This window comes from Pantoea sp. OVA07A, from assembly GCF_019969975.1.
GTDB classification, from domain to species: Bacteria; Pseudomonadota; Gammaproteobacteria; order Enterobacterales; family Enterobacteriaceae; genus Pantoea; species Pantoea agglomerans.
The window spans coordinates 1,522,535-1,549,533 of the sequence record NZ_JAHXYM010000001.1 but is presented as its reverse complement, the minus strand read 5'-3'; the positions used below and the strand labels follow the sequence as shown (position 1 = coordinate 1,549,533).

Here is a 26,999-nt window from a genome sequence, read left to right as displayed (position 1 = left end):
TTATGAAAACCACTTCCCGAACCAGCCATTGAATTTCATCATCACGAAATCAATCATCCGGCTGAAGAACCCGCCTTCCGGCACATCCTGCATCACCACCAGCGGCCGCTGCTCAATGGTTTTCCCGTCCAGCTGGAAATCGATGGTGCCGACCACCTGATTCTTCTTCAGCGGAGCTTCCAGCTGCGGCGTAGTGAGTCTGAAACTCGCCTTCAGATTCTTCATCTGCCCTTTAGGGATGGTCAGCGCAGCATCTTTCGCCACGCCCAGATTGACCTGGCTGCGATCACCAAACCAGACCCGCTGCTGCGCAAACGGCGCATCCGCTTTAATCGGCGTAACCGTTTCAAAGAAACGGAAGCCCCATGTCAGCAGCTTTTCACTTTCGCGGAAACGAATCGCATCGCTGGCGGTGCCCAGCACCACCGAGATCAGACGCATATCCCCTTCGGTTGCTGAAGCGACCAGATTATTCCCCGCGCCCGAGGTGTGGCCGGTTTTGACGCCATCAACCTTGAGGTTGGTGCTCCACAACAGGCGGTTGCGGTTGATCTGGCGAATATTATTGAAGGTGAACTCTTTCTCTTTATTCAGCGCGTACTCTTCGGGCACATCGCGGATTAGCGCCTGAGCAATCAGCGCCATGTCACGCGCGGTACTGTACTGCCCTTCTGCATCCAGACCATGCACCGTCATAAAGTGGGTATTCTGCAGTCCCAGCGCCTTCACGTAGTTGTTCATCAGGCCGATAAACGAATCCTGACTGCCCGCCACATAATCCGCCAGCGCAATACAGGCGTCATTGCCGGACTGGATCACGATTCCCTTATTCAGCTCATGCACCGGAATACGATCGCCCGGCTTGAGGAACATCAGCGACGAGCCGCGCAGCTTAGGATTGCCGGTGGCCCAGGCATCCTGTCCGACGGTAACCAGGTCATCCGGCTTGATTTTCCCCGCTTTAATCGCCTGACCCACAACATAGCTGGTCATCATTTTAGTCAGACTGGCGGGGTCGAGGCGCTGATCGGCACTGGATTCGGTTAACACCTTACCGCTGGCGTAGTCGATCAGAATCCACGCTTTAGCATCAATGCCTGGCGCGGCGGGAGCCTGCTCAGCAAAAACGCTGACGGGGGCAAGAATCAGTAATGAAGTGGCAGCAAGGTGCCGCAGGCGAGATGTGAAGCGAGTGTTTGTCATGGGCTTGGCCGGATTGTCCTTGTTAAATCGAAATTCCAGGGGCAGAAAATTCTCACTCAAACGCTAACCCTTGACGGCAGCGAAAAAAACCGTCGAATCGTAAAGTTTTTTAGAGTTTAGTAGAGTAACCCTGGCATAAGTGCCGCGCGCGTGCCGCTTTTCCCCGATTCTGTCGCTATCAAAACTGCGTGAAATTCCGATTTTTCGCAGAAGAGTTAAGCCCGTCACAAATATCAGTTAACCTGAACGCCAGTCAGCCGAGGAGACCGACCATGGACTTAGCCCTTTTTGATCTGGATGAAACACTCATTTGTGAAGACAGCACCAGCCTGTGGCTGCGCTGGCTGGTATCACAGGGATTCGCCCCCAGTGAACTGATTGATCAGGAACAGGCATTAATGAGCCAGTACTATGCCGGTACGCTGTCGATTGAAGAGTATATGAATAAAACACTCTCCCCTCTGGCGGGCATGGCCACGCTTACCGTTGAAGGCTGGGTGCGCCGCTTCATTCACCGCGACATCATGCCACGCGTTTATCCTGCAGCCCGCGAGCGGATTGAGTGGCACCGGGCGCGTGGCGACAAGGTCATGATCATCTCCGCCAGCGGCGAGCATCTGGTGGTGCCGATTGCAGAAAAGCTGGGAGCCTGCGGCGCGCTGGCGATTGGCGTTGAAATCGTGGACGAGCGCTACAGCGGCAACACTTACGGCACCATGACCTATAAAGAGGGCAAAGTCACGCGACTGGGTGACTGGAAAGCGCTGCAGCAGGACGAGGCCTTTGACCGCACCTGGGCCTACAGCGATTCGATGAACGACCTGCCGCTACTGGAACAGGCCGATCATGCCCATGTCATCAACCCTGACGAACAGTTACACAAGGAAGCGTTAAACCGCGGCTGGCAGGTTTATCACTGGGCGCGCTGACTCCGAGCCTGCTCCATCAGGCGTAACTGTTGCTGGCAGCCTGGACACGGGCAGCGCGGCACAATCCGTAGTACACGTAGTCCGTGAGGATTACTCGCTGCGCTCGCCCCTTCAGGGCCGCCCTGACGGGCGTTCAGGTTGCTAAAGCAGCCTGTGTGAGCACTGCCCAGGCCCAGACTGACACATAAAATAGCCCGGGGACAGGCTCTTAGCCGCGGGACGCACCAGCGTCCTGCGCTAATCCCACTTTCAGCAGCTTGCCATTGGCCTCATCGGTCAGCACATAGAGCCAGCCATCCGGCCCCTGGCGAACATCGCGAATGCGCGCCTTCTGATCGTCCAGCAGACGCTGCTCTTCCACCACTTTCTCGCCGTTGATACTCAGACGAATCAGGTTTTTCTCTTTCAGAGCGCCGATAAACAGCGAGTTTTTCCACTGCGGAAAACGGGCGCTATTGTAGAACGCCATGCCGCTGATGGCCGGAGAATCCTTCCAGTGATAAAGCGGCGGTTCGGTACCCGCAACCTGTGTGCCTTGTGACTCCGGCACTTTGTCACCGCTATAGTCGATGCCGTAGGTTGCCAGCGGCCAGCCGTAATTCTTGCCCCGCTCCATGATATTCACTTCATCGCCGCCGCGCGGGCCATGTTCATTTTCCCATATTTTGCCGGTCCAGGGGTTAAGCGCCAGCCCCTGCGGATTACGCAAACCATAGGCCCAGATCTCTGGCCGTGCGCCGCGCTGTTTCGCAAACGGGTTATCGTCCGGCACGCTGCCATCGGCGTTGAGCCGCAGCAGTTTGCCCTGCAGCTTATCGAGATCCTGCGCAGCGCTGCTGGCAAAGTTATCGCCGAAGGCGATCCAGAGATAGCCCTGGGTATCAAACGCCAGCCGGGTACCGATGTTGTTGCCGCTGGAGAGCATCGGCGTCTGCCGAATCACCTCGCGGAAATCGCTGAGTTGCCGGTTATCCTTGCTCAGCGTGCCCACGCCTACCACCGCGCCCGCTTTGCCACTGCTGTTCGCTTCGGTATAGCTAAGCCAGACGCGACGACTGGTGGCAAAATCGGGTGCCAGCACCACGTCCAGCAGGCCACTCTGCCGTTCTGCCCAGACCTTTGGCACGCCCTGGATCGGCTGCGACAGGCCGCTCTCCGGGCTCCAGCTGCGCAGTTGTCCGCTACGTTCGGTAATCAGCAGCGTTTTGTTGTCGGGCAGGAAGGCGACGGACCATGGATGTTGTAACTTATCCTGTAATACCTCGACCTTTACGTCGGCGGCAAACAGGGGGGCGGTACAGAACAGGGAGCCACTTAGCAACAAGGCAGTTGAGAAACGGGCCATAACGATCTCCTGACGGGATAGAATGCCCTTAAGCGTAGTCAGCCCCTCTGCAATGATGTTGAGGATTTACAAAAGATTAATCAGGGCGACAGCGCTCTGCTGTCGCCCGTCAGAGTCAGGGCGCGTTAAAACTTACCGTGTCACGCACCATCGTATCGATACCAGGCTTCAGCTCGTCAAAGGTGATCGGCGTATTGCTGTTACTGACCGTTTTGCCAAAGGCTTTGCGAACCACCCGGATCATCGGTTTGCCCGTCACCGCATCGCTGGCTTCTATCTCCAGAAACAGTTCGCTGTTCTGAGTACGATGCCCTGACGCCGCCATGGTGCTGGCAACGACCGCGGCAACCGGTACCACTTCATAAAACTGCACGCCCTGATTTTCTGCTGACACGGCGGTAATGGCGGCCCTTACCTTCAGGGTATGCGGCGTAGCCTGATTCACCAGCGGCAGGCGGGTGGCTATCGCGCCTTTTAGCTGGATCTCGGTGTAACTGAGCACCTGATCCAGCGTTTGCTGAGTGACGCGTGGCGTGGGGTGCGCCGCCGGGTAGTAGACCAGCGATGTATAAAGCACATCTTTATAATGGCTGCTTTGATAGTCGGGTGATATCCAGCGCAGAGTCGGTTCACCACTGGCTGACGACGTCGGTTGCAACTGGCTGTAATCGCTTAAAAAACCTGAATATTGCTGCTTATCAGCAACATGAGAAGTACAACCACTGAGCAGCACGGCAGAGACCGCCAGAAGAGCAGCAACGGAAGTTTTACGCATCATCAACTCGCTTGTATCAGGAAGGTTTAAGCAAGCATAGATAAGCCAGAGGGGAAATGCAGAATAACAGAGGCGATTTAACGCTGTTATGCAGAATAAATAGCAGGAAAACCCGCTGCAGAGCACAGCGGGCGAAAAAGATTACTCAAAGCAGGTATCAGGATTCTCAGACAGGGTGATGAACTGTTTGCCACCCTGGGTCAGCGCCATAATGGTGCCGCTTTCGATATCGTAAACCCAGCCGTGCAGACGCAGCTTACCGTTACGCAGCGCGACGGAGACGGAAGGATGGGTTTTCATATTGTTCAGCTGGGCAATAACGTTCTCTTTGACCATCTCGTTCAGCTTCTTCTCTGGTGAGTCATACTCACGCTGCTCAACCACCGCTTTTGCCGCATCGGCATAGCGCAGCCAGTGCTCAACCGCAGGCATGGTATCCATGCAGGCGCAGGAGGCGATGGCGTTCATGGCACCACAGTTAGAGTGACCACAGATGATGATGTCGGAGACGCCCAGCGCGACCACCGCATATTCGATAGTGGCGGAGACACCGCCTGGCTCCGGGCCGAATGAGGGAACAATGTTGCCCGCATTGCGGATAACGAACAGCTCTCCTGGCTCCTGCTGCGTCACCAGTTCAGGCACCAGACGACTGTCTGAACAGGAGATGAACAGCGCTTTCGGATTTTGATTTGATGCCAGGCTTTTGAAAAGATCCTTCCTTTCAGGAAACACATTCTGCTGGAAATTCAGAAATCCGTTGATGATCTCTTTCATTATTTAGCTCTCACATTATCCATTTCATTACCTGAGGGGCATAGCCCCCTCAGTGGGGTTTGCCCGTTTATTATTAATGAAAACAAGTGAATATCAACCCGCCTTTTACCGGATGCTCTAAACAGCGGCCACTGTCAGCGTTTCGCTTGTTCATCAGTCAGAGGCTCCGCAGCCAATTTCTTTTTATAGCACGGGAAGTTATTGGAAAAAGCACGGTTTGAACTGCCCGTTTTTTTGCCTGTGCTGTGGATCGGCTTTTACGCGTTTTTTCACTACTTTACGCCCCCGGCTCGCCAGCAGAAAAGGTTTCTCTTCTGCTGCCGTCTGACCTTATCTGGCAAGCGTGGCGGGCTACGGCGTTTTAGGGCGTGGCGAAACGGCTGCGCATCTGGCAGCACGGGCGCTGCAGCAGAACCGTTGCAGGCAAGAAATGAGGGATAGGATTGAGCAGGACGGGGTCATTAAAACAACCCCGGCAGCAGGAGGTAACAGCTGCCGGGAGAGCAGGATTAACGCTTAGCCATACTGCTGCTGATGCGCTTTTTTACGTCGCAGATAGTCTTCATCTGCACGAAGTTTGTCCCAGTAGCCTTTGAAAACAGCCGCCGCCGCGGCTTTTTCCTCGTTGACGCCGCGCGGCAGCTCCTTGCCATCCGCATCATATTTGCGTCCGCCCTTGTGGTTGCTGTAACGGCGCGCACGGGTATACCCCATCTGAATAAATTTGCGCGCCATATCCATGCCGACAAAATCATCTTTGCGCCGATACTCCTCAAACAGCGCCATGATTTTCTCAGCCGACTCTTCAGCAATGGGAACGGTACGAAAACGCCAGTGTGGCAGTATTTCGCCTTTATAAGGCTCGACCATCAGCACGCCCTGCTCACCACGCCCGACCTGATAAAGCTCGGGGTGCTGGCGGAAGTCGATAGTGCTGAAGTCCTGATCATAATCGAAAGGTTTCATCTCTTTAGTTTAGGATCAAGTGCGTCGCGCAGCCCGTCTCCGAGTAAATTAAATGCCAGAACGGTGAGGAAGATGGCCAGGCTGGGGAAAATTGCCACGTGAGGCGCGATAACCATGTCGGCCCGCGCCTCATTCAGCATTGCACCCCACTCCGGCGTAGGCGGTTGTGCGCCCAGCCCCAGAAATGACAGGCTGGCCGCGGTAATGATTGAGGTACCGACCCGCATGGTGAAATAGACCACAATCGGCGATACCGTGCCGGGCAGGATATGCCGCATCAGGATAGTCCAGTCAGAAGCGCCGATGCTGCGTGCCGACTCAATATAGGTCTGATGCTTCAGCACCAGCGTATTGCCGCGAACCAGCCGGGCAAAAGCCGGGATACTGAAGATAGCGACTGCCACAATCACATTACTCATGCCGCTGCCCATAATCGCCACCACCGCAATCGCCAGCAGAATGCCGGGAAAGGCAAACAGCACATCGCAGATACGCATGGTGATGCGGTCCCACCAGCCTTCGTAATAGCCGGCTAACAGACCAAAGAATGTGCCGATCAGCGCGCCGATCACCACCGAAAAGAAGCCCGCAATCAGGGAAATCCGCGTGCCGACCAGCACCCGGCTGAAGATGTCGCGCCCCAGCGAATCGACGCCAAACAGATGCATCAGCGAGGGGCCGTCATTGAGCCGGTCATAATCGAAGTAATTCTCTGCGTCGAACGGCGCAATCCATGGGGCGATAACCGCCAGCACAATCAGTACCAGCACAAACAGCCCGGCCAGCAGCGCCACCGGCTGCCCTCTGAAACGCCGCCAGAATTCACGCCACGGCGTTCGCACCCGATTCTCCGCAATCAGCGGCATCGTTTTCAGTGCCGCTTCGCGTCGCCAGTTTTTCATCGCGACTCCTTAAAGCGAATAGCGGGATTAATCACCGCATAGAGCATGTCGACAAACAGGTTGATCAGAATAAACTCCAGTGAAAACAGCAAAACTTCCGCCTGAATAACCGGGTAGTCGCGCATCGCCACGGAATCGACCAGCAGTCGCCCCAGGCCCGGCCAGTTAAACACCACCTCAACCACGATCGATCCGCCCAGCAGGAAACCAAACTGCAGCCCCATCATCGTCACCACCGGGATCATGGCGTTGCGCAGGCCATGCTTGACCACCACCAGCAACTCGCGCACCCCTTTGGCCCGGGCGGTCCGCATATAATCTTCCTGCATCACCTCCACGAACGAGGCACGGGTAAAGCGCGCCATCACCGCCGCCACCGCCGCACCCAGGGTGATGGAGGGCAGAATGTAATGTTTCCAGCTCTCTGCACCGACGGTTGGCAGCCATCCCAGCTCCACCGAGAAGACCTGCATCAGCAGCATGCCCAGTGCAAAGGCGGGAAACGAAATGCCCGACACCGCCAGCGTCATCCCCAGTCGATCGGGCCAGCGATTGCGCCAGACAGCGGAAACGATGCCGATTGCCATGCCAAAAATCACTGCCCAGATCATGCTGACCAGCGTCAGCCACAAAGTTGGCATAAAGCGTGAGGCGATCTCCTCCGCGACCGGCCGCTTCGAGACCATCGACTGGCCGAAATCGCCCTGCAGCGCATTCAGCATAAAGTGCCAGAACTGCTGCGGCAGCGGCAGGTCGAGTCCCAGCTCCTGACGCACCAGCGCCACCACCGAGGCATCGGCTTCCGGCCCGGCGATCAGACGCGCCGGGTCGCCCGGCAGCAGGTGAACAAACAGGAACACCAGCACCGCCACAATCAGCAGCGTGGGGATCAGCCCAAAGAGTCGTTTGAGAAAATAGTTAAACATGCAACATCCTGCAGCTGCGGCCAGCCTCGCGGGCTGGCCGGCTCCGTTACTTCAGAGTTGCCTCATCAAAATTGAATGAGGTATCGGGCATTACATAAAAACCGCTGAGGTTTTTGCTGTTGGCAGAAACCAGCTGCTCAACCACCAGTGGGATCCATGGGTGATCCTGCCAGATGGTATCCTGCGCATCTTTGTAGAGACGCGCTTTCTCGGCACGATCGGTGGTTTTCAGCGCATCAGCCAGATCTTTATCGACCTTAGGATTGCTGTAAAACGCGGTATTGAAGATCGCCGGTGGCCAGGCCGTAGTAGCAAACAGTGGCGTCAGTGCCCAGTCCGCTTCGCCGGTTGAGGCGGACCAGCCGGTATAGAACATGCGCACGCCGCTCTCTTTCTGGCCCTTGCCTTCTACTTCTGCGGCACGCTGACCCGCATCCATCGCCGTAACTTTAACTTTCACGCCAACCTGCGCCAGCTGCTGCTGGGTGAACTGCAACACTTTCTGCGCGGTGCTGTGGTTGTGTGACGACCAGAGCGTGGTTTCAAACCCGTTCGGGTAACCCGCCTCTTTCAGCAGGGCTTTCGCTTTGGCTGGATCGTAGCTGATGGCCGGATAGGTCTGAGCGAAGTCGATGGTGGGCGGCACGATGCCGGTAGCAGGCGTGGCGTAACCGGAGAACGCCACTTTCGCCAGCGCCTGACGGTTGATGGCATATTCCAGCGCTTCACGCACCTTCGGATTATCGAACGGCTTCTGAGTGACGTTAAGGCTGATGTAACGCTGCATAATCGATGGCGTCGTTACCACAGCAAGCTTGCTGTTCTTCTCCAGCAGTTTTGCCTGCTCATAGGGCACCGGGAAAGCAAAGTTCGCTTCGCCGGTCTGCAGCATCGCCGCGCGGGTGTTGTTATCCACCACCGGTCGCCAGGTAATGCTGTCCAGCTTCGGATAGCCCGGCTTCCAGTAGCCGTCCCACTTTTTCACCTTGACAAAATCGGTCTGGTTCCAGGTTTCAAACACAAACGGGCCGGTTCCTACCGGATGGAAACCGATCTCCTTGCCATATTTTTTCAGCGCGGTGGGTGAAATCATCGCCGCCGCCGGATGGGCCAGAATGTTGATAAAGGCGGAGAACGGCTCTTTCAGCGTTACTTTTACCGTAGTTGGATCCACCACTTCGGTGCTGGCGATATGTTTAAACAGGTTGTAGCGCTTAAGATGGTTATCCGGGTTGCTGGCGCGATCGAGGTTGACCTTTACCGCTTCCGCATTGAAGTCAGTGCCATCCTGGAATTTAACTCCGGAACGCAGCTTAATGGTGTAGGTCAGGCCGTCGGCGCTGGCCTGATAGCTCTCAGCCAGCACGTTAGTGAGCTTCATCTCTTTATCAAAACCAAACAGGCCCTGATAGAAGGATTTCGCGACCGCCTGCGACAGCGTGTCGTTGGCGTCATAGGGATCGAGAGTGGTGAAGTTGGACGCGACGGCAATCACCGCATCCTGTGCTGCCCAAGCGGGCAATGCCATTGCGCTGCTTAACACGCCAGCCGCCAGTAACCCTTTACGCATCGTAATCTGCATCTTGTTCTCCTGTAATCCCTGTCGGGTTGGTCGCCGGGGCGACATCGTCACTGTTCAGGTCGCACTGATAACGTGGCGGGCGACGAAATGGCCCGGAGCCACCTCCATCAGCGGCGCCACTTCAGGTTCATCCCCTAACGCATGAATCGGGCTGGGGATCTCATCGACCAGTAAGGCTCGTTCGCGACGCCGGTGAGCCGGATCGGCTACCGGCACCGCCGCCATGAGTTTTCGGGTATAAGGGTGCTGAGGCTGCTCAAACACCGCCTGACGCGGCCCCATCTCGACAATCTGACCAAGATACATCACCGCCACGCGGTGGCTGATACGCTCCACCACCGCCATATCATGAGAAATAAACAGGAAAGCGATGCCAAACTCGCGCTGCAGGTCGAGCATCAGATTAATAATCTGCGCCTGAATTGACACATCCAGCGCCGAGACGGACTCATCGGCGATCACCACTTTGGGATTCAGCGCCAGCGCGCGGGCTATACAGATGCGCTGACGCTGGCCGCCGGAAAATTCATGGGGATAGCGCTGAGCATGTTCCGGCAGCAGACCCACTTTATCCAGCAGCCAGGCGACGCGCTGCTCCGCCTCACGACGCGGCATCGCCTTGTGAACCAGCAGCGGCTCCATAATGGAGAAGCCAACCGTCAGCCGGGGATCGAGCGAGGCGTAGGGATCCTGGAAGATAAACTGAATGTCGCGTCGCAGATGGGCCAGCGCGGCACCTGACAAATGGTCTATTCGCTGTCCGTCAAAGGTCAGGGTGCCACCCTGACTGGCAACGAGCTTCAGCAGCGATCGCCCGGTGGTCGATTTACCACACCCAGATTCTCCCACCAGCGCCAGTGTCTCACCGGCATAGAGATCAAAACTGACTTTTTCGACGGCATGCACCCGGCGTTTGACGCGGTTCAGCAGGCCGCCGCGAATATCAAAGCGGGTGACCAGATCGCGCACCTGCAAAATGGGTGGCTGCAGGCGGCGAACCGTATCCTGCGGCACATCATCAACGGCATCGCTGTGCAGCAACGGAAATTTAGCTGGCAGGGGCTGGCCCTGCATCGAACCGAGCTTTGGCACCGCCGCCAGCAGCGCCTGGGTATAGGGCTGCTGCGGGGCGCTGAACAGCTCAGCGACCGGAGCATTTTCTACCACTTCGCCGCGATACATCACCTGAACCCGATCGGCCATTTCGGCGACCACGCCCATATCGTGAGTGATAAAAATCACCCCCATCTGCATCTCTTTTTGCAGCACGCGGATAAGCTGCAGAATCTGCGCCTGAATGGTGACGTCGAGCGCGGTGGTCGGCTCATCGGCAATCAGCAGAGCCGGTTTGCAGCAGAGCGCCATGGCGATCATCACGCGCTGACGCATCCCGCCCGACAGCTGATGCGGGAAGCGGGATAACACATTTTGCGCATCCGGGATTCGTACCAGATCCAGCATCCGGCGCGCCTCGGCCAGCGCGCCGGCGTGGCTCAGGCCCTGATGCAGACGGATGGATTCCGCAATCTGCTCGCCCACGGAGAAGACCGGATTCAGCGAGGTCATCGGCTCCTGAAAGATCATCGCCATATCCGCACCGCGCACCCGCCGCATCTGACCTTTTGAGGCGCGCATCAGATCCAGCACGTCGCCGTTGCGACGCCGTAACAGCACCTCGCCGCTGACCCTCCCGCCAGCCTGCTCAATCAGCCGCATCAGCGCCAGCGAGGTCACTGATTTCCCCGAGCCTGACTCCCCCACCAGCGCCAGCGTTTCGCCGCGAAACAGATCGAGTGACAAATGACGCACCGCGTCAGTGACGGTGGTTTCGTGCTGAAAACGAACATTGAGATCGCGCACCGCCAGGACCTGCTCAGGGGCCAGCGGCGGTAACGTTTGCCTGTCGCTCATCTCTGCTCCTTAACTTTCGCGATAGATAGCGACGTCTGCCACTTCGCCAACCCGCGCCACACCGCGATACATCCCTTCGCTGTTGAACGGCAGCGCTACGTTGCCTGCGCGGTCGACGGCAATCAGCCCCCCGCTGCCGCCCAGCTCCAGCACACTGTCATGAATAACATTAACTGTGGCCTGCTGCAGTGAGCGCCCGGCGTAGCGCATCTGCGCTGCCACATCATAGGCCGCCAGCGTCCGCATAAAGACTTCTCCGGTGCCGGTACAGGAGACCGCCACGCTGTCGTTACTGGCGTAACAGCCCGCGCCTGGCAGCGGCGAGTCGCCGACCCGTCCGGCCTGCTTGTTGGTCATACCACCCGTTGACGTGGCGGCCGCGAGGTTGCCCTCAAGATCCAGCGCGACGGCCCCCACCGTACCAAACTTACGGTCCGGGTCGAGCGGGTCATCGCTGTGCGCGGCACCATCATGGTCCAGCACTGCCGTATCGCTGTTCAGCGCGCGCTGCAACTGCTCCCAGCGTTCCGGAGTCGAGAAGTAATCAGGCGTGACCGTTTCCAGCCCGTGCGCTTCAGCAAACTGCTCTGCGCCCTCGCCGATAAACAGGACATGCTCGCTATGTTCCAGCACGGCACGTGCCGCCAGCACCGGATTCCGTACCCGCGTTACGCCCGCGACCGCCCCTGCTCCCAGGGTGCGGCCATCCATGATGCAGGCATCGAGTTCATGGGTGCCCTGATGGGTGAAGACCGCGCCTTTACCGGCGTTGAACAGCGGACACTCTTCCAGCAGCCGCACCGCTTCGGTCACCGCATCGAGTGCGCTGCCGCCCTGAGCCAGTATCTGCTGGCCCTGAGTGACAATATCGTGTAGCGCCTGACGATAGAGTTGCTCTTTTTCGGCGCTCATTGCTGAGCGCGTAATGGCACCGGCGCCTCCATGAATGGCGATCACTGCATTGACCATAACGATCTACCCTGTGGTTGCATCAGGACGAAAAACACTGATTTAAAATGGTTTTCACCCATTTTTGGTGATTTTTGACTATAGAAAGCCTGCTAAGTGTTGTAAAGCGGAAACTGTTCCTGTGGTTATAACCTTTTCTTACCGCCATATTTCACTTTGGCCACAACAACAGGCAAGTCAGGCCGACACCGATGTGACTCAGCGGCTAATTCCCACCATAATAGGCAGCATCTGAGATAACCAGGCTGGAATATCCATGGAAAGTTTTACTGCAGGCTTGATCTCCCTTGAGGAGGCACAACAAAAAATGCTGTCACAGCTGACGCCCGTCACCGACTCTCTTAGCGTGCCGCTGGCCGAAGCGGTCGGGCGTATCACCGCCAAAGCGGTGACCTCACCGATTGCCGTGCCGCCATTTGATAACTCTGCGATGGATGGCTACGCCGTCAGGCTGGCAGACGCCAGCAGCGGTCAGCCGCTGCCAGTGGCGGGTAAAGCCTTTGCCGGCGCACCGTTTAACGGTGAGTGGCCGCAGGGCAGCGTGATTCGCATCATGACCGGTGCGCCGGTGCCCGCAGGCTGTGAAGCAGTAGTGATGCAGGAGCAGACCGAAACACAGGGTGATGCGATTATGATCACCGCGCCGGTCCGTCCCGGACAGAACATTCGTCTCATCGGCGATGACATTCAGCCAGGCACCGTGGTGCTGGAAGCGGGAACACGTCTGGGTGCCGCGGAGCTGCCACTGCTCGCCTCACTGGGTATCGCACAGGTCAGCGTGCTGCGAAAACTGCGGGTCGCTATCTTCTCCACCGGTGATGAACTCCAGCCGGTAGGCGAGCCGCTGGCCGAAGGCCAGATCTACGACACCAACCGCTTTGCGGTATCACTGATGCTGCATAAGCTGGGTTGCGAAGTCATCGACCTTGGCATCATCAAAGATGACCCGGCCGCACTGCGTGCTGCTTTCACCGAGGCCGATCGGCAGGCGGATGTCGTGATTACTACCGGCGGCGTCTCGGTGGGCGAAGCGGACTTTACCAAAACGATGCTGGAGGAGCTTGGTGCCATCAGCTTCTGGAAGCTGGCGATCAAGCCTGGCAAGCCATTTGCCTTTGGCCGCCTCAACAGCAGCTGGTTCTGCGGCCTGCCAGGTAATCCGGTCTCCGCCGCCGTGACCTTTTATCAGCTCGTTCAGCCGCTGCTTGCCACCCTCACCGGCCAGCAAAAATCAGCATTGCCGCCACGTCAGAAAGTGCGCTGCGCCTCGCGGCTGAAAAAGTCACCAGGCCGGCTCGATTTCCAGCGCGGCATCCTGCGACAGAACGCACAGGGCGAACTGGAGGTGGAAACCACGGGGATGCAGGGTTCACACGTCTTCAGCTCCTTCGCCCAGGCAAACTGTTTTATTGTGCTGGAACGGGATCGCGGCAATGTTGAACCGGGCGAATGGGTCGAGGTGGAACCGTTCAACGCCCTGCTGGAGGCGTAAATGCTACCTGAATTAAGCGATGAGGAGATGCTGCGCTACAACCGGCAGATTGTATTGCGCGGCTTTGATTTCGACGGTCAGGAGCGGCTGAAAGCGAGTCACGCGCTGGTCGTGGGGCTGGGCGGACTCGGCTGCGCCGCTGCGCCCTATCTGGCGGCTGCCGGTGTCGGTAGCCTGACGCTGCTCGACTTCGATACCGTATCGCACTCTAACCTGCAACGGCAGATCCTGCATCACGATGCTGACATTAGCCGCGCCAAAGTGGACTCCGCCGCACAAAGCCTGGCCGCCATCAATCCGCACTGTCAGCTGCATCCGGTTAATGGACAGCTGGACGATGCAGCGCTGCTGGCGCTGATCGCCCGGCAGCAGGTGGTGCTGGACTGCACCGACAACGTTGCGGTGCGTGAGCAGCTTAACCGACTCTGCCGTCAGCAGCGGGTGCCACTGGTCTCCGGCGCCGCGATTCGGATGGAAGGTCAGATCAGCGTATTCAACTGGCAGCCCGGCACACCCTGCTATCGTTGCATCAGCCGCCTGTTTGGGGAACAAACCCTGAGTTGCGTGGAAGCGGGCGTCATGGCTCCGCTGGTTGGCGTGATTGGTGCGATGCAGGCGATGGAAGCGATTAAAGTGCTGACGGCATTTGGCACGCCCGCCACCAGCCGGTTGCTGATGTACGATGCGATGAGCGCGGAGTTCCGCAGCATGAAGGTGGCGCAGGATGCGCACTGTGAAGTGTGTGGTGGTAGCGCGTAGCGTCGGCAGGAACGCCTGTGCTACCTGAAGCCCGTGCTGAACCAACAAACCACCAAAAAAAACGGGGTGGCCTGCGCCACCCCGTTTCAATCAGACGATACCCTGACTCCGCAGGTAATCTTCGTAATTACCGGTGAAGTCCACCACGCGGTCTGCTTTCAGCTCTATCACGCGGGTTGCCAGCGAGCTGACAAATTCACGGTCGTGTGAAACAAACACCAGCGTGCCTTCATACATCTCCAGCGCCATATTGAGCGATTCAATCGACTCCATATCGAGGTGGTTGGTCGGCTCATCCATAATCAGAATGTTCGGTTTTTCCATCATCAGCTTACCGAACAGCATACGACCCTTCTCTCCACCAGAAAGCACTTTGGCCGGCTTCTTAATATCATCCTGCGAAAACAGCAGGCGACCCAGAATACCGCGAATGGTCTGCTCATCATCGCCAGGCTGTTTCCACTGACTCATCCAGTCAAATACCGTCAGGTCATTGGCAAAATCATCGGCGTGATCCTGAGCGTAATAACCAATACGTGCATTCTCTGACCATTTAACGCTGCCGTTATCTGGCGTCAGCTGACCCACCAGCGATTTTAACAGTGTTGATTTACCGATACCGTTGGCACCGATCACCGCCAGCTTCTCACCCACTTCCAGCAGCAGATTTAAATTCTTAAACAGCGGACCGTTATCAAATCCTTTGGTCAAACCTTCCACTTCCAGCGCATTACGGAACAACTTCTTGTCCTGCTCAAAACGGATAAACGGGTTCTGACGGCTGGAGGCTTTCACTTCATCCAGTTTAATTTTATCCATCTGCTTAGCGCGTGATGTCGCCTGACGCGATTTAGAGGCGTTGGCGCTAAAACGACTGACGAACGATTGTAAGTCAGCAATCTGCGCTTTTTTCTTGGCGTTATCGGATAACAGACGTTCACGCGCCTGGGTCGCCGCGGTCATATATTCGTCATAATTACCGGAATAAACCCGCAGCTCGCCATAATCCAAATCAGCCATGTGCGTACAGACCATATTAAGGAAGTGACGGTCATGCGAAATGATAATCATGGTGCTGTCACGCTCGTTCAGCACCTGCTCCAGCCAGCGAATAGTATCGATGTCCAGGTTGTTCGTCGGTTCGTCGAGTAACAGAATATCAGGATTAGAAAACAGCGCCTGCGCCAGCAGCACACGTAATTTAAAGCCCGGCGCAATTTCGCTCATCGGGCCATAATGCTGCTCAACCGGAATGCCGACGCCGAGTAATAACTCACCGGCACGAGACTCCGCGCTATAGCCGTCCATCTCACCGTAAAGTGCCTCAAGATCGCCGACTTTATACCCCTCTTCTTCGCTCATTTCTGGCAAAGAATAAATACGGTCGCGCTCCTGCTTCACTTCCCATAACTCATGGTGACCCATGATAACGGTGTCCAGTACGCTAAATTGTTCAAAGGCGAACTGATCCTGACGCAACTTACCGATGCGCTCGTTGGGATCGTAAGACACATTGCCGCCTGAAGGCACCAGATCGCCACCCAAAATCTTCATGAAGGTGGATTTTCCGCTGCCGTTCGCACCGATTAAACCGTAACGATTACCGCCGCCAAATTTAACGGAGATATTTTCGAACAGTGGCTTGCTGCCAAACTGCATGGTGATATTGCTGCTAACTAACACGGCATTGACCTTTGTGAAGAGAATGGATGAAAAAACGGCGGCTATTATGCCAGATGTGACGCAGCGCACGCCAGCGTCAGCCGTGGATTCCTTGCGGGGTGATTGATATCCCGGCAGAAATAAAAAAGCCGGAAGGCCATGATGGCCCCCCGGCTCCCACTTACAAGGATTGTGTCGATCAATCGATCAGGAAACTGTCCAGGCTTTTACCGGAATCCAGCGCTTTTTTAATCGCTGCCGGGGTACGGCCCTGGCCAGTCCAGGATTTCTGCTCACCATTTTCGTCGGTGTAAGAATATTTAGCCGGACGCGGCGCACGCTTGGTACGTTTTTTCCCGCTTTCCAGTGCACCTAATAATTCATTAGGATCGATACCGTCAGCCAGCAGCATTTCGCGATATTTAGAAAGCTTTTCTTCTTTTTCGCGATTCTGCGTCTCTTCCGCTTCTGCTTCTTCACGGCGCTCAGTAACAACAACCGTTAATTTTTCCAGGATCTCTTCAAGATCGGTCAGTGGCAGTTCACGAGCCTGGGCACGTAATGTGCGAATATTGTTCAGTACCTTAAATGCGTCACTCATCACAATGTCCTTGATTAAGGGGGGTTAATAAAACTGTAGCGCCAAGACTACCTAATTCAAATAAAAAAATAAATTATTTTTACGCTACAGATAATTCCTAAGTATTAATTCGGGCAAAACAGAGCTATTAAAATCGGGCGTGCCTGACCTTTTATTAACGCTGAATTAACAACAAATGGCACTTTTACTCAGGAGTTGAAAACGATTTCAGGCAGATTATCCCGGCAGAAGGCAGTTAACGCTATCAACTAAATGCGGGCCATGCAGCCTCATTATTTACGTTTACGGGCCGGAGATAACAGATTAAAAATGTGCCTGCCCGTGACCCCAGTCACACCAGCTTACAGATTATGCTTAAAAAGCCACCCCCGGCACCGTTAAATAGCGCAAAAGAATTAACGCTCTGGTGGCTTTTTTAATTATGCCCTTTGCCACCTGTTAACCATTTTTGCCGCTGCGATTTATAGCAGAGTCGGATTATTCGCAGATCGCTTAGCTGCACAATAACAGTTCCGCCCGGCTCAGGCTGACTGAATAGCCTCACGCGCCCCCACTCGTTCAGTCGTAAGTTGCCTTAAAAAAGCGTCAAAGAAATAAACTGAGAAAGGTGACAGAGCTCAAAAACCTGAATGCGGAAAGTGCCAGCAACATGAAAATAATCGCTCGCCGGAGGCGCTGATAATAACCCTGCGATTATCACTGTTTTATTTTCTGCTGGCTGCACCCGCTATAGTGATGCTGAGAAGCTCTCTTTATCAACGGGTTAGATCATGATGAACAACATGGAGAGACAGGCAGCATCGGTTTAACGCTGCCGGAGGAGAGATAAAGCGGTAACTGCACAGAGGCAGCTACCGCCGGATGACTAATTCGCCTGCGTGGCCGGGCCAAATACCGGATATTGCGGCATATCCACGTTCTGGTAAGTCTCCCAGCCGCCGCCCAGTGCTTTATAGAGCGCCACTAAATCGAGTGCACTCTGCATCCGCGCCTGTGTCGCCTGCTCCTCTGCCTGAGCCAGCTGACGCTGCGCATCCAGCACCTCCAGGAAGGTCGAGAGCCCCTGGCGATAACTGTCGCTGGCGAGATCAAACGCGCGCTGAAGCGCACCGGTTGTCTCATCCAGCGCGGTGACCCGCTGCTGATCGGCGCGATAGCTGACCAGCGCATTCTCCACATCCTGCAACGCCGTCAGCACCGTCTGGCGATAATCCAGCGCGGCACTGGCCTGCTGTGCCCGCGCTAACTTCACGCTCGACACCAACTGTCCGCCCTGGAAAATCGGAATCGATAACGACGGGCCATAACTGTAGAAATGGCTGCTCCAGTTATCCAGATAGCTGACATCGGTGTTGCGCACGCCCAGCTGGCCGGTTAGGGACAGGCTCGGGAAAAGCTGCGCGACAGAAACCCCAATCTCAGCGGTTTGTGCATGCAGCGTCGCTTCAGCCTGACGAATATCAGGACGACGACGTGCCAGCGTAGAAGGAATGCCTACCGGGACAAACTGTGGCAGCGGGGGTAACGCTTTTGGCGTACTGAGTTCAGCATCCAGCGCCCCCGGCGTCTTGCCGAGCAGCACCGCTAACCCATTCATCGCCTGCCGCGCCTGCGACTGATACTGCGGCAGCTGCGCCTGCAGCGTGCTGAGCTGGGCACGCGCATTTTCCACATCGGTCAGCGGGGCAAGGCCATTACGCTGCTGGCTTTGAGTCAGCTCGGTTGTCTGCTGCGCCACCTCAATCTGCTGTTGCAGCGTCTGAATCGTGCTCTGCGCGCCACGCAGCTGCAGCCAGGCTCGCGCCACTTCGGCCTCCAGTGAGACCAGCGCATCGTTGCGCTGTTCTATCGCTGCCTGCTGCTGGGCATTGGCTGCCTCAACCTGACGGCGCACTTTGCCCCACAGATCCAGCTCCCAGCTGGCATCGAAGCTGCCCTGATAAAGGTTAACCGGCTGGGTTAATCCATTGAGCTGGCTGGCCACGTTGCTGTCGAGCTGATCGGTTGCGCCATTGGATTTCAGCAAGCCTTCCAGCCCGAGCTGCTGACGCGTCACTTTGGCTGAACCGCCCAGGGTGGGGAACAGGCTGCCCTGCGCCTGCGTCAGCTGTTCACGTGCCCCGGCAATGCGCAGCACCGTTTGCTGCAGGCTCAGGTTGCCCGCAATCGCCCGTTCAATCAGACTGTCGAGCTGCGGATCATTGAAGCTGCGCCACCAGCGTGAATTAATCGCGGCGTTTTGTGGCTTTGACGCCTCCTGCGAATCCAGGGTGTTGTAGCCACCCGGCACGGCAGGTTTCGGCGCCTGATAGTCAGGTCCGACGGCGCAGCCCGCCAGCCCGAGGGCCAGCAGTAAACTCAGGGGTTTCAGGCGATGAGAGTAAAAAACCTTCATGTTAGTGTGCTCCTGCACTGCCTTCGCTCTTAATCGGCGACAGCAGCCAACAAAATGGAATCAAAATCAGGGCGACAATACTCAGGCCTGAGAAGACATCGATGTAAGCGAGGATACGCGACTGCGCAATCATCTCCTGATAGAGCTGACCGGTTGCCAGCGTGACGGGATCGCCCACCGCCGAGGTAAAGTCGCGTATCGCCTGCGCCCAGTGCTGAAGCGTAATGTTGAACGGCTCATTCAGCGGCGTCATGTTATGCACCATGTGCGCTGACCGCACCTGTTCGCGCTCGGTAATGGCAGCGGTCGAGAGTGAAATCCCAATCGATCCGGCCACGTTACGGAACATGGTAAACAGCGCCGAGGCGTCAGCATTAAGCCGCTGTGGAATGGTGACAAAGGCGATAGTCGTCAGCGGGACAAACAGGAAACCCAGCCCGATTGACTGTGCGCTGCGCATCAACACCAGCGTGGTGAAATCGACGTTGGGCGTTAAGGTGGCGGAGTAGAGAAACGCCACGGCCAGACAGCTAAAGCCAAAGGCAATGATGTAGCGCGTCTGAACGATTGGCATCAGTTTCAGCACCAGCGGTATGGTCAGCACAATCAGCACCGCGCCAGGCGACAACACCAGACCTGACCAGGTGGCGGTGTACCCCAGATCCTGCTGCGCCAGCTGTGGCAGCACTACGGAGCTGCCATACAGAATCATCGCCATCCCCGCCATCAACAGCCCGGCGACCCAGAAGTTGCGGTCTTTCATCACCAGAATATCGACCACTGGCTTACGGGCATACATCAGCCAGTAGATGGCACCGACGATGCCAATCAGCGCCAGAATGGCGAACAGCACGATAAAGTGCGAGGCAAACCAGTCCTCATCCTCTCCGCGATCCAGCATCACCTGCAGACAACCCAGTCCTAAGGTAATCAGGCTGATACCGATATAGTCGATCTTCAGTTTACCTTTGGCCCATTTACGCTCCCACGGTGGATCTTCCAGCAGCTGATAGATCGCCAGCACGGTAAGTACGCCGACCGGAATGTTGATAAAGAACACCCAGCGCCAGCTGTAGTTGTCGGTAATCCAGCCACCTAATGTCGGACCAATCACCGGCGCGACAATAATGGCGATAGAGGAGAGCCCAAATGCCTTGCCGCGATCTTCCGCCTTGAAGTAGTCCAGCAGCACAGACTGCTGAACCGGCTGCAATCCGCCACCAAAAAAGCCCTGCAGCACGCGGAACAGAATGATTTGCCACAGTTCGGTAGCGATGCCGCACAGGAAGGAGCAGATGGTAAACATCACGATGCAGATCAGGAAAAACTGTTTACGGCCAAACAGTCGGCTGAAGAACGCAGAGATAGGCAGCACAATGCCGTTCGCCACCAGATAGGAGGTCAGCACCCAGGTTGACTCATCGTAACTGGAGGAGAGCGAACCGGCGATATGCGGCAGCGCCACGTTAACAATGGTGGTGTCGAGGATCTCCATAAACACCGCCAGCGTGACCGTGATCGCCACTAACCACGGATTACTGGCGGGTTTCCAGCTCTGCGCCGTACTCATTCCACCGTTACCTTCGGTTCAACAGAGAGACCCAGCGGCAGAGGATGGTTCGGATCAAGGCCCTTGTCGATGACGATTTTCACCGGCACGCGCTGAACGATTTTCACATAGTTACCGGTGGCGTTTTCTGACGGGAAAGTCGAGAAGCGTGAACCAGAGCCCATCTGAATACTATCGACATGCCCTTCCAGCTTCATATCCGGCCAGGCATCGACGCTGATTTCAACTTTGTCGCCAGGATTCATGTGTTGCAGCTGAGACTCTTTGAAGTTAGCGGTGACCCAGATCTCAGGCGAGACCAGCGAAAACAGCGACGATCCCGCCTGCACCAGTGTGCCCAGCTGAACGTTACGCTTGGTGACAAACCCGTCATAGGGCGCGCGAACCTGGGTATAGGAGAGATTAAGATCGGCCGTGCTTAACTGCGCCTTAGCCTGCTCAACCTGTTGCTGACGCGCTTCAACATTGGTCTCCTGCTGGCGAATCTGCAGAGCAACCTGTGACGCCACTTCAACCTGTGCTTTCGCGCTTTGTAACTGCGCCTGCGCCGAACGTAACTGCGCGGACGCGCTGTCGATATTACGCTGACTGGTCGCACGCGGATCGACGCCGCGCTGGCGACGATAATCCGCCTGCGCATTAAGCAGATTCGCTTCGGCTTTCGCCTGATCCGCCAGCGCCTGATCGCGCTGTGCCGGATACTGTACCTTTGACAGCGCCAGTTGAGCCTGCGCCTGATGCAGCTGTGCGACAGCTAAACCGAGCTGCGCATTAGCCTGTTCACGCTGGGCACGATTGTCGCTGGGATCGATCTCCACCAGCAGATCGCCCTTCTTCACCCGCTGGTTATCTTTCACCAGCAGCTTCACGACATAGCCGGAGGCTTTAGGCGCAATGGTAACGGCATCGCCTTCGGTAAAGGCGTCGTCGGTGGTTTCAATATTGCGGGTAGTGAACCAGAACCAGAAGCCGACAATCAGCATAATCACCACCACTACCGCCAGAATAATCAGCGGCTTTTTACCGGGGCGTTTACGCTCAGGCTGCTGGTCGTTGTCCTGATTTTCCTCTGACTGACGGTTTTTATCCGTCGCATTTTCTGCGTCCTGCTGGTGTGGATCGCGTTGGTTATTCTCGCTCATAGTTCCCATCACTGGCTAAGGCCCTAATTCCCGGGCATAAAGGTCCTGTTAACCTTATATCGGAAACTGACAAAATCCAGCGCAACTTTACGAAACTTGAGAAATGGCGCACATCCTGCCACCTGTGGCGGGTAGCAAGATGCGTCGGGCCTAATTGAGCAGCCGCAACAGCAGCCAACCGCTGGCCATCGACCAGGCAAGCAGAGGGAGAGAAAAGAGATGGAAATGCCACCAGACGGCCCGATCTTTCGCCATACGCAGGGCAATCAGGTTGGCGAGCGAACCCGGCAGCAGGCCGAAACCGCCAATATTGACCGCCCAGGCCAGCACATCGCCAGGCGGGACTTTTTGCAGCAGCAGAATCGTCGCGGGAACGTTGCTGATCACCTGTGACAGACCAATCGCCAGCAGGTAGAGCTGCCCCTGACCGAAATGAGAAACCGCATCAAAGTGAGCCTGCATCACCGGCAGACGCGTCATCAGGAAGACGTCAATAAACATGGCGATAAACACCGCCAGCAGGCTCCAGTCGATGCGCAGCAGCACTGGACGCGCCATCACCAGGAACGTGGCAAGAATCAGCAGCAGGACCCAACCGGTGATTTCCAGCTCCAGGCCGGCGATAAACAGCAGGTATAGCACCACGCTGACAATAAACAGCGGCTTCTGCCACTGCGGCTGTTCCGGGTTGTCATGCTTATCAATCGACCGCTTTGAAAAGCTGAACCAGGTTAATACCATCAGGCTAAGCAGCAGCCAGGCGGCCAGCGGCAGCATCTGCACAATAAACGCGACAACACTTAGTTTGCCGTGGCTCCACAGCAGAATGTTTTGCGGGTTGCCGACCGGCGTCAGCAGGGATCCGGCGTTGACCGCCAGCGCCTCGAAGATGATCAGTCGCGAGATGGGTAAGTGAGAGAACTTTCGCAGCGTCAGCGTCAGCGGCACCAGAATAAACAGCGCCACATCATTGGTCAGAAACGTAGAGAGCAACGCGGCAGCCAGCACCATAAACAGCGCCAGCGCACGTTCGTGCCGGAAACGCGCAATCAGTCGTCCCCCCAGCACGTCAAAGTAGCCACTGGTTTCCAGCCCTTTGGTCAGGATCAACAACCCGGTGAGCGTAATAATGGTATGCCAGTCTACGGCACCGGGCAGATCGGCCCAGCGAAAATCCGCCAGAAATGCCAGAACTACACCAATCACGATTAATAAATGCAAAACAGAGTCATGCAAAAAAGATCGAAGCAGTTGAGGCATGATGAAGGTACGCCTTAGCGTTAGCGGGTTTCGGAGAATTTCTTAAATACGGCCAGCGTTTCATCACTGACGTGATGCTCAATACCTTCTGAATCACGTCGGGCAGTTTCGGGACTGATGCCTAACGCCAGCAGAAAACTTTCAACAATGTGATGACGGGCGCGACTCTCCTCTGCCAGTTTCTCTCCTTCACCAGTCAGAAAGACACCGCGGTAAGGCACCTGTTCAACCAGCCCGGCACTGCCAAGCCGCTTCAGCATTTTCGCTACGGTAGGTTGTGAAACGCCCAGGCGGGCCGCCATATCAACCTGACGCGCTTCGCCAAATTCACCAATCAAATCAGAGATTAACTCAACGTAGTCATCAATTAATTCCCGACGATGCGCTTCACGCACCTGCCGAAAACCTTCGACATGCTCTTCAATATCTTTCAGTGGTCCTTTTGGCGCAGAAACCACGCTTTTAGCACGACGACTCATTCAGCTTCCTCATTATTTTTTCCCGTACTGTCACTGCTGTACGGATTTAGCTGCGCTCATTGTAAACCAGCCGCAAAGAAGCTCAAATTTTTCGTCATTAGCCTTGGCTAAAGGATATAGCCAGTGCTATATTTGACGATAATGTAAGCAGCAAAAGAGCGATCCCTGATGATCCTCTGTTGCTCCGGTGATGATGACGCCTCTCACCGCAGGCTGCTGACTACCGCGTCGACAATGATTGGGAGGTGATTCTATGAGCACCCTGAAATGTTGCTTAGATTGCAGTAAATGCTTCCAGGCTGAGAAGAAAACAACCACGGAGATGAAATCCTGGCTGTGCCTGCTGACGCGTTCACCGTTCACACTGCGTCTGATGTTGCTGGAAAAACTGCTGGGCCATAAGTCTGACGATCGTCGCTGTCAGAATCTGATCTGGCGCGGCTAATCCTGATTCTATGCCTTTCAGCCGCTGGCTGAGAGGCGCACTCTCCCTTTCTGCTCTCTTCTTTTCCTGTTTCCCCATCGAATTAATATGACCTGCGGCTTCAACCAGCATGGCTGCTGATCGGCTACAGCGATCCGGGAAAGTCGGGAAACGTGCAGGCACGAGAGATGGGTGAGTAAATCAGCACAATAAAAAACGGCCCACAAGGGGCCGCTTTTTTGCAGGTCAGCTAAGCTAAACTTAGAAGCTGTAACCTACGCCAGCAATCCAGGTGCCAACGTCAACGTTACGGATACGGCTCTGCTCGTAACCAACGTCAACTGCGAAGTCCTGAACTGGGTTAAACTGCAAACCTGCGCCGTAAGAGAAACCTACGTCGCTTGAATCAGTTTTATCGCGTGATGAAGTATCGTTCTGCTGGAATTTACCGTAGCCGATACCCACAACACCGTAGATGCTTGCCCAGTCGTTCAGACGGAAAGCAGGACCACCGGTCACACCGTAGTACTGGCCTTTGTTATAAATGCCAGAATCGGTGTTATCTTTTTCTGTGTAGGTGAATGAACCGATCCAACCCAGTGGGTTAGAACCGTCTTCGTAGCGGTATTTCAGGTTGAAGCCGTTAGCTTTGTTAGCTACGCCCTGATAGTCGCTCTGAGCATAGCCACCAGTTACGGTGCTCTGTGCCATTGCTGAACCTGCAGATACTGCCAGTACACAGGCTAATGCTGAAAGACATGCAATTTTTTTCATAACCACCTCAAATGTGAAAATACTTCTCTCCTGACAACGCTGAAAATATAACAAAAAATAGCGAGAAACTCTGCCCGGATTTTGTTGTCTAACAGAATGTTTGGTGTAACAGGAAGTTAATGCGACAACCTATGTCATTCATTTTTCTTATAAAATCCGTCATCTTTCTGCAATAATCATTTTGTGCTCATTTCGTTCTTTAAGTTAAATCCTAAAAAAACCTGACATTTCTTTACCTAAATGGCCCTGATTCTGGCCAAAAATCGCTCAGTTGAGAGAAATTTAAAACCCCATTCCGTGATTTTTTGCCTGCTATTTCCTTTACACTGGCTGACTCATTACGTTGATGACCAGGAAAAGTACACAGGATGTCTGCCTCTCCCGCTTCTAAAAACCTTGCCCCGATAGTGATGCCGATTGCCGTACTGCTGATTGCGATGCTGTCGCTTCAGGGCGGTGCTTCGCTGGCGAAAAGCCTGTTTCCTGCCGTTGGCGCTACCGGCATCACCGCGCTGCGTCTGGGATTTGGCACCCTGATACTCTGTATTATCTTCAAACCCTGGCGTTTACGCTTTAGCCGGGAACAACGTCTGCCACTCCTGATGTATGGACTGGCGCTGGGCACAATGAATTTCACGTTCTATCTGGCGATTCGTACCGTGCCGCTGGGTGTGGCGGTGGGACTGGAATTTACCGGCCCACTGGCGCTGGCGCTATTCGGATCGCGCCGGCCACTGGATTTTGTCTGGGTGCTGCTGGCCGTGATTGGTCTGTGGTTCCTGCTGCCTTTTGGCACAGGCATGACTGCGATTGATCCGCTGGGCGCTGCGCTGGCGGTGAGTGCAGGCGCCTGCTGGGCGATCTATATCCTGGCGGGACAGCGGGCAGGCGCAGAACATGGCCCGGCGACAGTGGCTATCGGGTCGCTGATTGCCTCAGTGATTTTTGTACCGCTGGGGCTGACGTTCGCAGAAAGTGGCATCTGGACATGGGCCGTTATGCCGATCGCGTTGCTGGTTGCCCTGCTATCCAGCGCCATCCCCTATTCGCTGGAGATGATCGCCCTCACCCGCTTACCGGCGCGCATCTTCGGCACGCTGATGAGTCTGGAACCCGCCATGGCTGCCTTTTCAGGCATGCTGTTTCTGGGGGAAACCCTGACCGGGCTTCAGTGGCTGGCGCTGCTGGCGATCATCATCGCCTCGGCAGGTTCAACGCTGACCATGCGGCCGAAAAAGAGTCAGTTAAACAGCGTTGAATTATCAGACGATATCCAAAAATAAACGCTATCCGCCCCGCCTGCAGGCGGGGCTAAATAATAATCATGCTCATCATGAGAATTATTCCTAATCTTCGCTCCTTCCTGAGTTGCCTATTTTGAAACAGACACTTACCAGTTATTTACATAATAGAATAACAACATGATTTAAATAGCTATTTATTTGTTTTTATATTTTAACATGGCATTAACCTTCTTAGCTCAGCTCTGCTTTTAGTAAAGACGCACGCTATTTCATCCATCGACAAAGTCGTTTCTGCAAACCTGAAAAGCGCTGCTATACTTATCCGGTACTTGATTAGGACAACCATCAAAGAGAGGACTGAAACGATGAGTACCGCTAAATTGGTTAAAACTAAATCTTCTGACCTGATTTATACCCGCAATGATGTGGCCGAAGACGATAAAAAAGCCACCATCGCGGTGTTAAACCGTCTGGTAGTCGAGTTTATTGACCTGTCATTGATCACTAAGCAGGCGCACTGGAACATGCGCGGTGCTAATTTTATCGGTGTGCATGAGATGCTGGACGGTTTCCGCACCGCGATTACCGATCATCAGGATACTATTGCCGAGCGTGTGGTTCAGCTGGGTGGTGTGGCACTGGGCACCACGCAGGTCGTTAACGATACGACTCCGCTGAAGAGCTATCCGCTGAATATTCACAGCGTTCAGGATCATCTGAAAGCGCTGGCAGACCGTTACAGCGTTGTCGCGAATGACACCCGTAAAGCGATCACTGAAGTGAAAGACGAAGATACCGCTGACATCTTCACTGCAGCATCACGTGACCTTGATAAATTCCTGTGGTTTATCGAAGCGAACATCGAATAAGATTCAATGCAGTCTGTCAGGCGGGGAAACCCGCCTTTTTTAC

At 55.4% G+C, this 26,999-nt stretch carries 24 protein-coding genes; 6 read left to right on the top strand and 18 right to left on the bottom strand.

The features are described from left to right. Entirely contained in the window at nt 1–1,203 is a 1,203-nt protein-coding gene (locus LC417_RS07435; RefSeq protein WP_010254406.1) for a serine hydrolase, read from the bottom strand. Between the two features lie 272 nt (nt 1,204–1,475). Here LC417_RS07435 and LC417_RS07430 point away from each other — a divergent pair, with 272 nt between their 5' ends. Further along, nucleotides 1,476–2,132 (top strand): HAD family phosphatase, encoded by a 657-nt coding sequence (locus LC417_RS07430; protein WP_022625965.1) that lies wholly within the window; start codon nt 1,476–1,478, stop codon nt 2,130–2,132. A gap of 208 nt (nt 2,133–2,340) precedes the next feature. On the opposite strand, the gene LC417_RS07425 is transcribed toward LC417_RS07430, so the two are convergent. The 9 genes from LC417_RS07425 to LC417_RS07385 form a co-directional block, all read right to left on the bottom strand. Next, nucleotides 2,341–3,477 (bottom strand): PQQ-dependent sugar dehydrogenase, encoded by a 1,137-nt coding sequence (locus LC417_RS07425; RefSeq protein ID WP_010254401.1) that lies wholly within the window; start codon nt 3,475–3,477, stop codon nt 2,341–2,343. 115 nt (nt 3,478–3,592) lie between these two features. Further along, on the bottom strand, nt 3,593–4,252 hold the full coding sequence (locus LC417_RS07420; protein ID WP_050679483.1) for a DUF3313 domain-containing protein: 660 nt from the start codon (nt 4,250–4,252) through the stop codon (nt 3,593–3,595). 141 nt (nt 4,253–4,393) lie between these two features. Further along, on the bottom strand, nt 4,394–5,029 hold the full coding sequence (locus LC417_RS07415; protein ID WP_010254395.1) for a carbonic anhydrase: 636 nt from the start codon (nt 5,027–5,029) through the stop codon (nt 4,394–4,396). Nucleotides 5,030–5,545: 516 nt separating this feature from the next. Continuing rightward, complete coding sequence (locus LC417_RS07410; RefSeq protein WP_010254385.1) at nt 5,546–5,995, bottom strand: DUF4385 domain-containing protein; 450 nt, start codon at nt 5,993–5,995, stop codon at nt 5,546–5,548. Beyond that, nucleotides 5,992–6,897, bottom strand: coding sequence for a glutathione ABC transporter permease GsiD (gene gsiD / locus LC417_RS07405; protein ID WP_010254377.1), 906 nt, complete (start codon nt 6,895–6,897; stop codon nt 5,992–5,994). The genes LC417_RS07410 and gsiD overlap by 4 nt, the downstream gene beginning before the upstream one ends. Next, the gene (gsiC, locus tag LC417_RS07400) at nt 6,894–7,823 is read right to left on the bottom strand and encodes a glutathione ABC transporter permease GsiC (protein WP_223565667.1); all 930 of its coding nucleotides are present in this window, start codon (nt 7,821–7,823) and stop codon (nt 6,894–6,896) included. Before gsiC ends, gsiD begins: the two co-directional genes overlap by 4 nt. Before the next feature lie 46 nt (nt 7,824–7,869). Continuing rightward, nucleotides 7,870–9,405, bottom strand: coding sequence for a glutathione ABC transporter substrate-binding protein GsiB (gene gsiB, locus LC417_RS07395; RefSeq protein ID WP_010669736.1), 1,536 nt, complete (start codon nt 9,403–9,405; stop codon nt 7,870–7,872). Nucleotides 9,406–9,459: 54 nt separating this feature from the next. Beyond that, entirely contained in the window at nt 9,460–11,316 is a 1,857-nt protein-coding gene (gsiA, locus tag LC417_RS07390; protein WP_187499891.1) for a glutathione ABC transporter ATP-binding protein GsiA, read from the bottom strand. A 9-nt stretch (nt 11,317–11,325) separates the two neighbouring features. Then, entirely contained in the window at nt 11,326–12,285 is a 960-nt protein-coding gene (locus LC417_RS07385) for an isoaspartyl peptidase/L-asparaginase family protein (RefSeq protein ID WP_010254371.1), read from the bottom strand. A 256-nt stretch (nt 12,286–12,541) separates the two neighbouring features. Here LC417_RS07385 and moeA point away from each other — a divergent pair, with 256 nt between their 5' ends. Both moeA and moeB read left to right on the top strand, forming a co-directional pair. Further along, nucleotides 12,542–13,777 carry a molybdopterin molybdotransferase MoeA gene (gene moeA, locus LC417_RS07380; protein WP_163637315.1) on the top strand — a complete coding sequence of 412 codons (1,236 nt, stop codon included), beginning with the start codon at nt 12,542–12,544 and terminating at the stop codon, nt 13,775–13,777. Next, the gene (gene moeB / locus LC417_RS07375) at nt 13,778–14,536 is read left to right on the top strand and encodes a molybdopterin-synthase adenylyltransferase MoeB (protein WP_187508164.1); all 759 of its coding nucleotides are present in this window, start codon (nt 13,778–13,780) and stop codon (nt 14,534–14,536) included. A 90-nt stretch (nt 14,537–14,626) separates the two neighbouring features. Here the strand turns inward: moeB and LC417_RS07370 are convergent, their stop codons facing one another. The 7 genes from LC417_RS07370 to mntR all read right to left on the bottom strand — a co-directional run bounded on the left by LC417_RS07370 (nt 14,627) and on the right by mntR (nt 23,645). Further along, nucleotides 14,627–16,219, bottom strand: coding sequence for an ABC-F family ATPase (locus LC417_RS07370; RefSeq protein WP_010254366.1), 1,593 nt, complete (start codon nt 16,217–16,219; stop codon nt 14,627–14,629). Nucleotides 16,220–16,397: 178 nt separating this feature from the next. Continuing rightward, nucleotides 16,398–16,799 (bottom strand): H-NS family nucleoid-associated regulatory protein, encoded by a 402-nt coding sequence (locus LC417_RS07365; protein WP_003850507.1) that lies wholly within the window; start codon nt 16,797–16,799, stop codon nt 16,398–16,400. A gap of 865 nt (nt 16,800–17,664) precedes the next feature. Then, nucleotides 17,665–19,194 carry an efflux transporter outer membrane subunit gene (locus LC417_RS07360; RefSeq protein WP_010254363.1) on the bottom strand — a complete coding sequence of 510 codons (1,530 nt, stop codon included), beginning with the start codon at nt 19,192–19,194 and terminating at the stop codon, nt 17,665–17,667. Nucleotide 19,195: 1 nt separating this feature from the next. Continuing rightward, complete coding sequence (locus LC417_RS07355) at nt 19,196–20,764, bottom strand: DHA2 family efflux MFS transporter permease subunit (protein WP_010254360.1); 1,569 nt, start codon at nt 20,762–20,764, stop codon at nt 19,196–19,198. After that, nucleotides 20,761–21,906, bottom strand: a complete 1,146-nt coding sequence (locus tag LC417_RS07350; protein ID WP_010254357.1) for an HlyD family secretion protein — start codon at nt 21,904–21,906, stop codon at nt 20,761–20,763. Before LC417_RS07350 ends, LC417_RS07355 begins: the two co-directional genes overlap by 4 nt. Before the next feature lie 150 nt (nt 21,907–22,056). Continuing rightward, nucleotides 22,057–23,166 (bottom strand): SLC13 family permease, encoded by a 1,110-nt coding sequence (locus LC417_RS07345; RefSeq protein ID WP_022625975.1) that lies wholly within the window; start codon nt 23,164–23,166, stop codon nt 22,057–22,059. 20 nt (nt 23,167–23,186) lie between these two features. Then, complete coding sequence (gene mntR / locus LC417_RS07340) at nt 23,187–23,645, bottom strand: manganese-binding transcriptional regulator MntR (RefSeq protein WP_010254350.1); 459 nt, start codon at nt 23,643–23,645, stop codon at nt 23,187–23,189. A gap of 253 nt (nt 23,646–23,898) precedes the next feature. Here mntR and LC417_RS07335 point away from each other — a divergent pair, with 253 nt between their 5' ends. Further along, the gene (locus LC417_RS07335) at nt 23,899–24,090 is read left to right on the top strand and encodes a hypothetical protein (RefSeq protein WP_029518943.1); all 192 of its coding nucleotides are present in this window, start codon (nt 23,899–23,901) and stop codon (nt 24,088–24,090) included. A 240-nt stretch (nt 24,091–24,330) separates the two neighbouring features. Here the strand turns inward: LC417_RS07335 and ompX are convergent, their stop codons facing one another. Further along, nucleotides 24,331–24,843: an outer membrane protein OmpX gene (gene ompX, locus LC417_RS07330; protein WP_010254344.1), complete on the bottom strand. Its 513-nt coding sequence runs from the start codon at nt 24,841–24,843 to the stop codon at nt 24,331–24,333. A 368-nt stretch (nt 24,844–25,211) separates the two neighbouring features. Between ompX and rhtA the strand changes: the two genes are divergently transcribed. Then, a complete protein-coding gene (gene rhtA, locus LC417_RS07325; RefSeq protein WP_010254339.1) occupies nt 25,212–26,126 on the top strand; it encodes a threonine/homoserine exporter RhtA in 915 nt (304 codons plus the stop codon). Between the two features lie 326 nt (nt 26,127–26,452). After that, on the top strand, nt 26,453–26,956 hold the full coding sequence (gene dps / locus LC417_RS07320; RefSeq protein ID WP_010254336.1) for a DNA starvation/stationary phase protection protein Dps: 504 nt from the start codon (nt 26,453–26,455) through the stop codon (nt 26,954–26,956). Nucleotides 26,957–26,999: the final 43 nt, after the last annotated feature.

Bases quoted from the DNA above. Each gene is read 5' to 3' on its own strand.
- LC417_RS07435 (WP_010254406.1), bottom strand. From the start codon at position 1,203: ATGACAAACACTCGCTTCACATCTCGCCTGCGGCACCTTGCTGCCACT.
- LC417_RS07430 (WP_022625965.1), top strand. From the start codon at position 1,476: ATGGACTTAGCCCTTTTTGATCTGGATGAAACACTCATTTGTGAAGAC.
- LC417_RS07425 (WP_010254401.1), bottom strand. From the start codon at position 3,477: ATGGCCCGTTTCTCAACTGCCTTGTTGCTAAGTGGCTCCCTGTTCTGT.
- LC417_RS07420 (WP_050679483.1), bottom strand. From the start codon at position 4,252: ATGCGTAAAACTTCCGTTGCTGCTCTTCTGGCGGTCTCTGCCGTGCTG.
- LC417_RS07415 (WP_010254395.1), bottom strand. From the start codon at position 5,029: ATGAAAGAGATCATCAACGGATTTCTGAATTTCCAGCAGAATGTGTTT.
- LC417_RS07410 (WP_010254385.1), bottom strand. From the start codon at position 5,995: ATGAAACCTTTCGATTATGATCAGGACTTCAGCACTATCGACTTCCGC.
- gsiD (WP_010254377.1), bottom strand. From the start codon at position 6,897: ATGAAAAACTGGCGACGCGAAGCGGCACTGAAAACGATGCCGCTGATT.
- gsiC (WP_223565667.1), bottom strand. From the start codon at position 7,823: ATGTTTAACTATTTTCTCAAACGACTCTTTGGGCTGATCCCCACGCTG.
- gsiB (WP_010669736.1), bottom strand. From the start codon at position 9,405: ATGCAGATTACGATGCGTAAAGGGTTACTGGCGGCTGGCGTGTTAAGC.
- gsiA (WP_187499891.1), bottom strand. From the start codon at position 11,316: ATGAGCGACAGGCAAACGTTACCGCCGCTGGCCCCTGAGCAGGTCCTG.
- LC417_RS07385 (WP_010254371.1), bottom strand. From the start codon at position 12,285: ATGGTCAATGCAGTGATCGCCATTCATGGAGGCGCCGGTGCCATTACG.
- moeA (WP_163637315.1), top strand. From the start codon at position 12,542: ATGGAAAGTTTTACTGCAGGCTTGATCTCCCTTGAGGAGGCACAACAA.
- moeB (WP_187508164.1), top strand. From the start codon at position 13,778: ATGCTACCTGAATTAAGCGATGAGGAGATGCTGCGCTACAACCGGCAG.
- LC417_RS07365 (WP_003850507.1), bottom strand. From the start codon at position 16,799: ATGAGTGACGCATTTAAGGTACTGAACAATATTCGCACATTACGTGCC.
- LC417_RS07360 (WP_010254363.1), bottom strand. From the start codon at position 19,194: ATGAAGGTTTTTTACTCTCATCGCCTGAAACCCCTGAGTTTACTGCTG.
- LC417_RS07355 (WP_010254360.1), bottom strand. From the start codon at position 20,764: ATGAGTACGGCGCAGAGCTGGAAACCCGCCAGTAATCCGTGGTTAGTG.
- LC417_RS07350 (WP_010254357.1), bottom strand. From the start codon at position 21,906: ATGAGCGAGAATAACCAACGCGATCCACACCAGCAGGACGCAGAAAAT.
- LC417_RS07345 (WP_022625975.1), bottom strand. From the start codon at position 23,166: ATGCCTCAACTGCTTCGATCTTTTTTGCATGACTCTGTTTTGCATTTA.
- mntR (WP_010254350.1), bottom strand. From the start codon at position 23,645: ATGAGTCGTCGTGCTAAAAGCGTGGTTTCTGCGCCAAAAGGACCACTG.
- LC417_RS07335 (WP_029518943.1), top strand. From the start codon at position 23,899: ATGAGCACCCTGAAATGTTGCTTAGATTGCAGTAAATGCTTCCAGGCT.
- ompX (WP_010254344.1), bottom strand. From the start codon at position 24,843: ATGAAAAAAATTGCATGTCTTTCAGCATTAGCCTGTGTACTGGCAGTA.
- rhtA (WP_010254339.1), top strand. From the start codon at position 25,212: ATGTCTGCCTCTCCCGCTTCTAAAAACCTTGCCCCGATAGTGATGCCG.
- dps (WP_010254336.1), top strand. From the start codon at position 26,453: ATGAGTACCGCTAAATTGGTTAAAACTAAATCTTCTGACCTGATTTAT.